Origin of the sequence: Chryseobacterium sp. MIQD13 (genome assembly GCF_050496705.1) — a bacterium.
Classification (GTDB): domain Bacteria; phylum Bacteroidota; class Bacteroidia; order Flavobacteriales; family Weeksellaceae; genus Chryseobacterium.
In genome coordinates this window covers 853847-865492 of the sequence record NZ_JBNWAF010000002.1, presented here as the reverse complement: position 1 = coordinate 865492, position 11646 = coordinate 853847, and the positions used below count along the sequence as shown (strand labels likewise).

Annotated in this window: 10 protein-coding genes; 9 read left to right on the top strand and 1 reads right to left on the bottom strand. The window is 36.0% G+C overall.

Features of this window, described 5'->3' with window-relative positions; genetic code table 11:
• The first annotated feature begins 29 nt into the window (after positions 1-29).
• From ACQWU4_RS10965 to msrA, 5 genes are all read left to right on the top strand, one after another.
• The gene (locus tag ACQWU4_RS10965; protein ID WP_429935803.1) at positions 30-1232 is read left to right on the top strand and encodes a PepSY-associated TM helix domain-containing protein; all 1203 of its coding nucleotides are present in this window, start codon (positions 30-32) and stop codon (positions 1230-1232) included.
• Positions 1232-3349 carry a TonB-dependent receptor gene (locus ACQWU4_RS10960; protein ID WP_429935802.1) on the top strand — a complete coding sequence of 706 codons (2118 nt, stop codon included), beginning with the start codon at positions 1232-1234 and terminating at the stop codon, positions 3347-3349. Before ACQWU4_RS10965 ends, ACQWU4_RS10960 begins: the two co-directional genes overlap by 1 nt.
• A 51-nt stretch (positions 3350-3400) precedes the next feature.
• On the top strand, positions 3401-4612 hold the full coding sequence (locus ACQWU4_RS10955; protein ID WP_429935801.1) for a PepSY-associated TM helix domain-containing protein: 1212 nt from the start codon (positions 3401-3403) through the stop codon (positions 4610-4612).
• A gap of 85 nt (positions 4613-4697) precedes the next feature.
• Positions 4698-5666 carry an ROK family protein gene (locus tag ACQWU4_RS10950; RefSeq protein WP_429935800.1) on the top strand — a complete coding sequence of 323 codons (969 nt, stop codon included), beginning with the start codon at positions 4698-4700 and terminating at the stop codon, positions 5664-5666.
• Between the two features lie 374 nt (positions 5667-6040).
• A complete protein-coding gene (gene msrA / locus ACQWU4_RS10945; RefSeq protein WP_429935799.1) occupies positions 6041-6595 on the top strand; it encodes a peptide-methionine (S)-S-oxide reductase MsrA in 555 nt (184 codons plus the stop codon).
• Positions 6596-6640: 45 nt separating this feature from the next.
• On the opposite strand, the gene ACQWU4_RS10940 is transcribed toward msrA, so the two are convergent.
• Positions 6641-7495, bottom strand: a complete 855-nt coding sequence (locus ACQWU4_RS10940) for a hypothetical protein (RefSeq protein ID WP_429935798.1) — start codon at positions 7493-7495, stop codon at positions 6641-6643.
• A 403-nt stretch (positions 7496-7898) separates the two neighbouring features.
• Between ACQWU4_RS10940 and ACQWU4_RS10935 the strand changes: the two genes are divergently transcribed.
• From ACQWU4_RS10935 to ACQWU4_RS10920, 4 genes are all read left to right on the top strand, one after another.
• A complete protein-coding gene (locus tag ACQWU4_RS10935) occupies positions 7899-8060 on the top strand; it encodes a hypothetical protein (RefSeq protein ID WP_429935797.1) in 162 nt (53 codons plus the stop codon).
• Positions 8061-8328: 268 nt separating this feature from the next.
• Positions 8329-9762: an ATP-binding protein gene (locus tag ACQWU4_RS10930; protein ID WP_429935796.1), complete on the top strand. Its 1434-nt coding sequence runs from the start codon at positions 8329-8331 to the stop codon at positions 9760-9762.
• 13 nt (positions 9763-9775) lie between these two features.
• Positions 9776-10441, top strand: a complete 666-nt coding sequence (locus tag ACQWU4_RS10925; protein ID WP_429935795.1) for a response regulator — start codon at positions 9776-9778, stop codon at positions 10439-10441.
• Between the two features lie 126 nt (positions 10442-10567).
• The gene (locus ACQWU4_RS10920) at positions 10568-11635 is read left to right on the top strand and encodes a type I restriction endonuclease (RefSeq protein WP_429935794.1); all 1068 of its coding nucleotides are present in this window, start codon (positions 10568-10570) and stop codon (positions 11633-11635) included.
• Positions 11636-11646: the final 11 nt, after the last annotated feature.

Genomic DNA, 11646 nt, shown 5'->3' with positions numbered 1-11646 from the left:
TTAGCCTCTCCGGAGGTTAACTTTTTTCTATGAAGAAAAAGCACCACCATAAAAAGAAAATTTCTTTTACAATGAAATGGTCTGCCAAACTGCATCTGTGGTTTGGTTTATCTGTTGGTATCATAATTTTTATTGTTGCTTTGACTGGAACAATGTATGTTTTCAAGGACGAAATACAGAATGTTCTCAGAAAAGATGCTATTTATATAAAAGCAGGAACTATTCAGCAAGCTCCTCTTTCCATTGAAATCCTTAAAGAAAAGGTTACTTTGGAAATGAATGAAAAATATCCTGTCAGCTCCATTGAAATCCCTTTGGATAAAAACAAATCCTACGAGTTTCTTTATTACGAAAAGAATAAAAAAGCATGGAACTATTTTGATGAAGTGCTTATCAATAAGCTGGTTTATGTTAATCAATACACTGGAGAAATTACAGGAATTTATAATGAAAAATATGACCTATTTCCCATTTTAAAAGCCATTCACTGGAGTTTACTCTTAAAATCGGATTGGGGTAAATATGTTGTAGGAATTCCTACGGTATTATTCATCTTCATGCTGATAACAGGAATTATTTTATGGTGGCCAAAGAACAAAAAAGCAAGAAAAGGGAGATTCTGGTTCAGTTGGGAAAATGTAAAAACATGGAAACGAAGAAACTATGACCTTCATAATGTATTAGGATTTTATGCTTCATTTTTAGCTCTGTTAATAAGCATTACAGGGATCTATTTTGCCTATCCGTATGTGAAAAATGTATTCAATCTTACATTATCAGGCTCACTTGAACTGCCGAAAGAAAAAGAGATAAAATCTCCTGATTCCCTTATGGCAAAAAGCAGTTCGGTTTTTGACCTTACAGCACAGGAAACCAGAAAATTGTATCCCTCATCTTCCAGTTTTAGAATTCCACTGAACGGAAAAAATAAAAAAGGAAAAGAATTAAAAAATATCCCGGTTACCGTATATGGGCAGGACGGGCGCTTCAGTGAAAGAAATACGCTGGTCTTTGATAAATACTCAGGAAAACTTCTGGCAGAGAAACCTCATCAGAAACTGAGCAGTGCCGAAAAATATGCCAATGCCAACTATGATATCCATACAGGATCTTATTTTGGGCTGTTCGGAAAAATTCTATGGTTCATCACCGGGCTCATCTGTACCTCGCTCCCAGTCACAGGATTTTTGGTATGGTGGGGAAAACAAAAGAAACAAGGAAAGAAAATATAATGAAAAAAGCGCTTTTATCAGCCGCATTCTTAGGGTCGGCAACAGTTTTTGCCCAGGTTAAAGACAGCCTGCAGACCAATAATGTGGATGAAGTTGTAATGACTGCTTCCAGAAAAAAAGAAAACATTAAAGAAATACCAAGCTCGGTAACTGTTGTCGCAGAAAAGCAGATCCAGTCCCAGCTGACCGTGAATTCCGATATTACCAGCATTCTTCAGTATACAGTTCCCAGTTTAGGAACTAATTCCGGACAAACGTCCAATACAGGACAAACTTTAAGAGGCCGTCAGGTTCTTGTTCTTATTGACGGGATTCCTCAGTCTACACCACTAAGGAATGGGGCAAGAGACATCAGAAGCATTGACCCTTCCGTTATTGAAAGAATTGAAGTAATCAAAGGAGCTTCCTCTATCTACGGAAACGGTGCAGATGGCGGGATTATCAACTATATCACCAGAAGAAGCCAGACTGATAAAAAAATTTCCGGACTTACCCAGGTTGGTTTTACAGGCCAGCCGTATGGCGGAACTCTGGGAGTAAGAGCCAGCCAGCTGCTATCCGGGAAAGTTAATAAATTTGATTACGTTTTCTCCCTTGCCTATGAAAGAACAGGCTACATGAAAGATGCCGATGGTGTATACCTTACACCAACATACAGCACAGCAAAAATGGATAACTATAACGGAATGCTTAAAATAGGTTATAACATCAACAATGACCAGAGAATTGAAGCTTCTTATATAGGATATTCCTCCAGATCAGATCTTAACCTGGGCTTAAGAACCGGTAAATACGGATTTACTCCAACCATTGGGGAAGGAGAAGGAAAAGGGCTTGAAACCACACCTCAGGGAACACCGAGAAACCATAATTTAAGAATCAACTATGACAACCAGAATCTTTTCTGGGGATCCACATCGTTGAATTTCAATGCATATATGCAGGATTTCAGAACGGTTTACGGATATAGTGATACATTTTTGGGAGGTGGACAATCCAATGTAATTTCCAAAAAATACGGAGCCAGATTCAATTTTGATACAAGGCTTTGGAATGCTGCAAACTCCCAGGGTGAAATCATGTACGGAATGGATATTCTTAATGACCAGACGGTTCAGAAGCTTGAAGACGGACGTTACTGGACTCCTGATATGAATATGACCAACTTAGCACCTTTCGTATTGGTAAAAATTGATCTGCTTAAAAAACTGACCATTAAAGGAGGACTCCGTTACGAAAACATGAGTGTTAAGGTTGGAGATTTCAATACCCTTTCTTCCATTAAAAGTGACGGAACTTTCACAACAAGCATTTTCGTTACCGGTGGAATGCTGAAATATAATGCTTTAGTAGCCAATTTAGGAGTACGTTACAATATTGAGCCGTTCGTTAACCTGTTCGGAAGCTTTTCACAATCCTATTCTATTAACGAACTAGGAAGGATTCTGAGAACATCAACTCAGGGAACGATTCAAAATCTTGAGACCAAACCTATCATCGTCAACAACTATGAATTTGGTGCAACAGGACAGATTTCAAAATGGATTAATTACGAGGTTACCTCTTATGTAAGTACTTCAAAACTGGGAGCTTCTTTTGTACAAAGTGCAGACAGGGCTTTAACTATCCAGAGATCTCCGGAAATTGTTTACGGTGTTGAAGGATTCCTACATTTTACTCCTGCAAGATGGATCAATTTCGGAGGAAGTTACAGTTGGATGGAAGGAATTACTTCCATTAAAGACGATGGAGATTATTCTGCAAAAATCAATAACAGCCGTATTTCAGCACCTAAAGTCCTTGCCTATCTTCAGGTGAAGCCAATACATTCTTTGTCTCTGGGACTGGATATGCTGCATGCTTTTCAGCAGGACAGATTTGAACCTAATGCTAAAACCGGATTGTTTGTATACGGAGAAGGTTATGTTCCTGCATATACTGTTTTCAATTTTAAATCCAGCTACGAGGTTAATAAAAACTGGAAGGTATCTTTAGGAGTTGAGAACGTCTTCAACAGAATGTATCAGCCTGCCATTGCATGGTGGTCCGCACGTGACAGTGAATTCGTGAATTCACCGGGGACAAGAGGGACTTTAATGCTTGAATATAAATTTTAATTAATCTAAATAAAAAGTTAAACCTATCTTTGCAAGACTTTGAACTGCGATATGAAGAAAAAACATCATCATAAGAAAAAGCCGGGCTTCTTTAAAAAATGGACTGCGAAACTGCATTTATGGTTTGGTCTGGGAATTGGTTTTCTGATCTTTATCATTTCTATTACAGGGGCTTTGTATGTTTTTAAAGATGAAATAGAAAATATTACCAGAAAAGATGTCATCTATCATAACGAGCAGAATATAGAGCAAAAACAGGTTCTTCCTATCCGGATAATGGAAAAATCTGTTGCAGAGCAAGTTAAAGAAAAATATCCTGTCCATTGGGTAAATATTCCAATAGATAAAAAGATGTCATACATATTCTATTGGTATGAACATAAGCCGGATGCCTGGAATTATTTTGATGAGTTTCCTATCTATAAAGCCGCTTACGTAAACCCTTACACCGGAAAAGTTCTCAGAACATACGATGAAAAGAACGGTTTTTTCAATATTGTAAAAATGATCCACTGGAGCTTTTTACTGAAACAGGACTGGGGAACTTATGTTGTAGGAATTCCTGTGATTATCTTCGTCATCATGCTTATTACCGGAATTGTTCTGTGGTGGCCAAAAAATAAAGCCGCAAGGAAGCAGCGTTTTGCCTTTAAATGGAAAAACATCAAAAGCTGGAAAAGAAAGAATTATGACCTTCACAATGTGCTGGGCTTTTATTCATCCATATTTGCTTTGATCTTTGCAGTTACAGGACTGTTTTATGCCTTCTTTGTTGTACAGGCAATGATCTATGTGATATTTTCCGGTGGAGAAACAAAATATCCGGATTTCTCCCACATCAAAACAAAAGCTCCCATAGAATTAAGAACAGAAGGAACGCTGGATAAAATCATCAATACCGTTAATCAGAAATATCCTGATGCTTTTGGTTTTGCCATTGACCTTGGCCATGAGCATATGGATGATCACGAACATCCTAACTTTGAAGTCTACGTAAAACACCTTTCCTATTCTTATCACAAAAGCAGCAGCCTGATCTTTGATGAAAACTCAGGAGAGCTTCTTCATACCCATGATCCTAAGGATAAAAACTTCGGCGAAAAAACAGTAAGTGCCAATTATGATATTCATGTCGGAGCCATTTTAGGACTTCCTACAAAGATCATCGCATTTATTGTCAGTCTTATATGTGCATCCTTGCCGGTAACCGGATTTATGATCTGGTGGGGAAGAAGAAAGAAGAAACCGGTAAAAACAGTTTAAAAGTTTTTTAAATAAAAGTTTTGTTAATAATCCATTAATTCAATCTTTTTTATAATTTTAACCCCTTAGAATTTATAAATAGGAAATGTCATTAATAGATTTATCAAAACAAGTTGCTCTAGGAATTGATATCGGCGGCACGAATACAAAGTTCGGAGTAGTAAACCATCGTGGTGAAGTCCTTGAAAAAGGAAGCCTGAGAACCGATGAGTACGAGAAAGTGGAAGATTTTATCGATGCTTTATATAAACAGGTTCAACCCCTGATTGAAAAACACGGTACAGAAAAAAACTTTGACGGAATTGGTGTAGGTGCTCCCAACGCCAACTATTATAAAGGGACCATTGAGCAGGCTCCCAATTTACCGTGGAAAGGTTTAGTTCCTTTCAGCGAAATGATGAAAGCCAAATTCAACCTGCCGTGTACCATTACCAATGACGCCAATGCAGCAGCACTTGGAGAAATGCTTTTCGGAGCAGCGCGTGGAATGAAGGATTTCATTATGATTACCCTGGGAACAGGTGTCGGCAGCGGAATTATTTCCAATGGAAGCCTGATTTACGGTCATGACGGATTTGCCGGAGAATTAGGCCACACTATTGTAAAACCAGGCGGAAGAAAGCACTGGAGCACTGGATCTGAAGGAAGCCTGGAAGCTTATGCATCTGCTACGGGAATTTCCATCACAGCTAAAAAAATGAGAGCCGAATTTCCTGAATCCATGTTAAATCAATATCCGGAAGAATCCATTAACTCAAAAACGGTGCATGAATGTGCATTGCAGGGAGATCCAACATCTATTGAGGTTTTCAGATATACGGGACAGAAACTGGGCGAGGCTCTTGCGAATTTCGTGATGTTTTCTTCACCTGAAGCCATTCTTTTATTTGGCGGAGTGATCAAAGCCGGTGATTTCATTCTGAAACCTGCAAAACTTCATATGGAAAGAAACCTTCTCCCAATCTTTAGGAATAAAGTAAAACTGGTTTTTAGTGAGCTTGACGAAGCAGATGCTGCCATTCTTGGAGCAAGTGCTTTAGTTTGGGAAAAATAACTGAAATCAATATTCAAAATAAATAAAAGCATTCTTTTTAGGATGTTTTTTTTTATTAGATCAATTTTCCCACAGATTTCACAGATTTACACGGCTGATTACGCTAAATAATTTTTATAGATAAAGAATGTAAACAAGAAAACACAAAGCTCTGTGTAAATCTGTGAAATCCGTGGGAATAAAAAATTCTCTTCTCTTTCAATCCAATTCCATCCACAGCACTTCATCAATCACCCCTCATCTGTAATTGAAAAACCAGAATTAATTCTGCTTTAAATCATTGGATTTCTCTGATAAAATGAGAAAGTTTTTCTTACTTTTGATAGGTTTTTCAATGCTTTAACTGAAAAGCAACAAATAAATAAACAACTACAATGGACAATAATAATTTAGAGCAGATCACATTCGGAGGCGGATGCTTCTGGTGTGTGGAAAGCTGCTTCAATATGCTGAAAGGAGTACAATCTGCTGTCTCAGGATATTCCGGTGGTCACAAAGATAATCCGACTTATGAAGAGGTATGTACAGGAGAAACCGGGCACGCAGAAGTGGTACAGATCACTTTTGATCCAAAAATCATTTCTTATGCCCAGCTGATGGATGTATTTTTCTTCCTTCACGATCCTACCCAGCTGAACAGACAGGGCAATGACATCGGAACACAGTACCGTTCCGTTATTTATTATAAAGATGATGCAGAAAAAGCAAAAGCTGAAGAAGCACTTAAAAAGTCTGAAGCATCAGGAAAATGGCCCGGAAAATATGTGACAGAGGTAACACAGTTTGAGAAATTCTGGCCTGCAGAACAATATCACCAGGGGTATTATAACGAAAATCCTACACAGCCATACTGCAGCGCAGTTGTGGGGCCTAAGATCCAGAAATTTAAAAAATATTTTGGAGAACTGGGAATGCTGAATGAAGAGTAAAAAATAAAAGCGAATATCAGATAGATATTCGCTTTTTCGTATAAACTATTCTTCAACTTCTATTGAATCTTTTTGCTTGCCTGCATACTTATAAATGATAAGAGATGTTGATTTTCTTAATTCTCTTCCATTATCTGGATCTATCCCATCATCTGTAAAGAACTCAACTTCATTATTATACTTGGAATACCATGTCCTTCCAAGAGCATTTAAATCGGTCAGAGTATCTTTTCTCATAATCTTTTTGAAATATTGAAATTGATGCTCATTCATTGCTTTTATTTCAAGCCCCGGCCTAATATAGCTACTATCTGTTGCAACATATCTTTCCCCATTCCAATACATATATTTCTTTTGGCTAACAGGTTCTGCATTTGACATTAAACCTAAGGTAAATGAAGATCTGTTATTCATTTTCTTATTATTAGAAAATACAACATTTCCGGTGACAAGACATATGAGTAATGTAATTTCCATAATACCCAACCCATTCTGTTTAAAAAAATCCGGCATCTTGAAATGCTGCTCATTGGTAATATTAATAATCAGCTTCGAGAATTTCTCAGATATAGACTGCTCATCTTCATCTACTTTGATTTTTATAGTTGTTTTATTAACATTTTCATCCTCCTTCACAAAAGTACCGGAAAAATCTGCAAAATCCCTATAGCCTAAATACTGACTCAGCTTATTAAGAATATCAGTATCTATATTAATCTCTTTATCATCGCGTATATATGCATCAAAGTATCTGATAAGAGTCTTATCTGAAATTCTATAAGAAAGATGATCCTCAAAATAAGACCATAAATAAGCGGCTATTGCACTTTTAGCCTCCCTCCCAGATTCTCTTCTACCTTTTTCAAACACCTCATGAATTAGTAATTTTTTCTTGGACATAATTAGTTTTTAAAGACAATTACAAAATAGGTGATTTTCAATCATGTCGCATTACGGATTCCCATAATGAAATTCCTGTCCATTTTCCTGTCTATCGATGTCCATGTTTTGTCTAACACATGCGTCATCATTTGCCGCACCTTTGTTTCAGAAATCAGTGAAAAACAAAACATTACAAAAACAAAAATACAAAACTGATTTCAAAATCGCCAGATAAAACGGAGGAAAGCTCCGGGTTGGGAAGCAGATGTTTCTCCTCCGTTTTTGAAGGTTCTACTTCCCAAAAATTTAAGAAGCGCTTCGAAATTTTTTATCCGTGTATCACTGCTTACGATCTGTTTCGTGGGGAAGAACACCAGTGCCAAATTTTTAAATTTTTAAACCAATGTTAGAATTAATATTGATGCTACTGGGATTAGCATTTTCAAATAATAACGCAAACACGACATCAGATACTAATACACAAGGTCAAACAACAGTTCAGCTTGCAGATCCGGGAGAAGGATTGGACCCGGGTGATACTGGAGGAGAAACAGGACAACTTCCCCCTCCTCCAAAAAAATAACTCACAGAGCGAAAGAGAAATTCTTTCGCTTTTTTTATTATTTTTGATAAAAAACTAATTGAAAAAACTCATCTTCTTATTGCCTGTAATCCTATTTTCCTGCAATAAAAACAGCAGAGCCATAAAAAGTGACCGAACAGACTATGACAAGGCTTATAGCTATTTACAAAAATCAGAAAAAGATAGTGCATTCAAATATTTTAATAAAGCGAAAGATTTTTTTATTCGGGAGAATAATTCCTCATATGCAGGTAGCTGCTTAGTAAATATGGCCATTATACAGTGTGATAATGGAGATTATTATGGCAGCCAAGAAACTGCATTATCAGCAATTAAATATTTAAATGTAGAAAAGGATACATTGGAAATTGTAGGAAACTATAATAATCTTGGTGTGGCCTGTCAAAATTTAAAGGAATATAATAAGGCTGCACAGTTTTACAATAAAGCGGCCAGCTTTTCCAAAGACCCAATTTATCAGCTAACCTTATTAAATAACAAAGCTATTTCATATACATATTTAAAAAAATATGATTCAGCTTTTCAGATATTTAATAAGATATTAGCTTTTCCAAATATTAAAAATCACCCTAAACTCTTTTCAAAAGTTTATGACAATTTAGCTTACGCAAAGTTTAGCCAATCTCCTGCACATGATGTGGAAGCAGAGCTAAATGAAGCTCTTCAAATTAGAAAAAGAATAAAAGATGATGATGGACTGAATGCGAGTTTCTATCATTTAACAGAATACTTTGAAAATAAAAATCCTAAAAAAGCATTGTATTATGCCAACGAAAACTGGCAAATAGCCAAAAAGAATAATAGTCCTGACGATCAGTTAAAAGCACTTCAGAACATCGTCGCACTAGAGAATTCCGACAATACAAAATATTATTTTTTGAAGTATCAGAATCTTAATGACAGCCTTCAAACGGCCAGGAATAAAGCTAAAAACCAATTTGCTTTAATTAGCTTCGATGCAGAAAAAATGAAAAATGAAATAGCAGAAAATGAAAATCAGATACTAAAACAATATTTTATAGTAGCTGCATTAGCTGCCGGTTTAATAGGAGGCTTTTTCTGGAACAAAAGAAGGAAAAAAAGACTTCAACAGGAAAAAGAACTTGAAGTAAAAAATGCACAGCTAAAGCTCTCCAAAAAAGTTCACGATGTTGTAGCTAATGGTATTTATCAGGTCATGACCAAAATAGAAAACCAGGAACATTTTGATAAGGAAAGCACTTTGGATGAGCTTGAATTTGTTTATGAAAAATCCAGAGATATTTCCTATGAAAAGCCGGGCCCTGAAAATGATAAAAAAGATTACAAAGAGAAAATATCCGGTCTCATTGCCTCCTTTAAGAATGAAAATACAGAAACTTACACTGTAGGAAACGAAACTGAAATCTGGGGCGGGATTTCCCAATCTGTCTTTGAAAATGTTTACCAGGTCCTAAGAGAACTTTTGGTAAATATGAAAAAGCACAGTAAGGCTTCCAGGGTTGTTTATAAGTTTGAAAGAATCGGCGATGTCATTAAAATTCAGTACTCAGATAATGGAATCGGCATTCCAGGAGATATTATTCATAAAAACGGACTGACAAATACGGAAACCCGTATTGCTGCTATCAATGGAGCAATTATTTTTGACAATGAATCTGAAAAAGGACTGAAGATCAACATTTCATTTCCTGTTTCTTAAAAGCCTAAAAAGAATGTTCAAAAAAATTTTAATAGCCGAAGACCACGAAAGTATCAGTATTTCCATACAGAAAACATTGGAAGAGCTCAGCATTCCAAATGTTGATTATGTATACTATTGCGATGATGCGTTAGCTAAAATTCAAAAAGCCATCCGTGGGGAAGCTCCTTATGACCTTCTGATCACAGATCTTTACTATGAAGAGGATCACCGGGACCAGAAGCTTAAAGATGGAAGAGACTTAATACAGAAGGTAAAGGAATTGCAGCCTTCTTTAAAAGTGATTGTTTTTTCCGCGGAACATAAATCAGGAATTATTGATTCTCTGTTTAATGAGTTCAAAATCAACGGCTATGTTCGTAAGGCAAGAAATGACTCCAAAGAATTAAAAAAATCAATTGCTTCTGCTTTTATTAACGAGAACTATCTGTCTTTCGATCTAAAACAGGACGTCAAAAAGCTGAACAGTTATGAATTTACCAATTATGATATTACCATAGTTTCCCTTCTTTCAAAAGGGATTTTACAAAAAAACATTCCTTTACATCTTCAGGAAAAAGATATTAAGCCCAATAGCCTCAGCAGTGTAGAAAAAAAATTAAACAGCCTGAAGGAAGACCTTGGCGTCACAAGTAATGAGCAATTGGTTGCTTTTTGTAAAGATCTGGGAATTATTTAATTATATTCTAAATTTTATATAGAACCTTTCAAAAAATTTGAGAGGTTTTTTGTTTTACGGATTTCCGTAAGGACAACTCTTTTTACCTGATTACTTTTGAATCAGAATTTAAACATAACCTGACCTATGGATCTCAAATTAAAATTAGAGCAGCTTCATCAAAAAGTCGTTGGATTAAAAGATCAGATCAATACTGAAGAAGCCACGAAAAATGCTTTTGTTATGCCTTTTATACAAATTTTAGGCTATGATATTTTCAATCCCACAGAAGTTATCCCTGAACATATCTGTGACATTGGAACTAAAAAAGGCGAAAAAGTAGATTATCTGATCCGGAAAAATGATGATCCTATCTTAATCATTGAATGTAAACATTGGAAAGAAAGTGCAGATGCTCATAATTCCCAACTGCACCGATATTATCATGTTTCGAAAGCTAGATTTGGAGTTTTGACCAACGGAATTGTTTACAACTTTTATACAGATCTGGAAAAGCCCAATATTATGGATGAGAAGCCATTCTTCACCATTAATATTGACGATCTGAAGGACAGCTCCATCAAAATATTGGAGAGCTTTACTAAAAACAGTTACAATCTGGAAAGTATTCTGGATTCTGCAGAAGCATTGAAATATATAAAAGCCATCAGGAAAGAATTTGAGAAGGAAATTGAAGCTCCTTCTGATGAGCTTGTAAAACTATTGGTTGGTAGATTTTTTGAAAAATCATTAACAGCAAGCAGAATGGCCCCTTTTAAAGAATACACAAAGAAAGCTTTAACTATTTCAATCAATGAATCCATCAGCTTCAGGTTAAAATCTGCACTAAGTATCAATGAACAAATTGAAAAACAGGAGGAATCTATAAAAACCTCTCCGATTGATGAAAATAATGAGTCTAATATTGTTACTACTGAAGAAGAATTAGAAGCTTTTCAAATTGCAAAAGCTATTCTAAGGGAAAAAGTACCTTCCAACAGAATTGCCCATAGAGATACCTTATCCTACTTTGGGGTTCTGCTTGATGATAACAACAGAAAACCGATTTGCCGATTTCATTTTAATACAGCCAATAAATACATAGAAACTTTTCAGAATGGAAAAGATGCCGGAGAGAAAGTACTGCTGAACAACTTAGACGAAATCTATAACTTCAGAGAGCAGCTCCTCAAAACATTGGAAAACTATAACTAAAACCATCATCA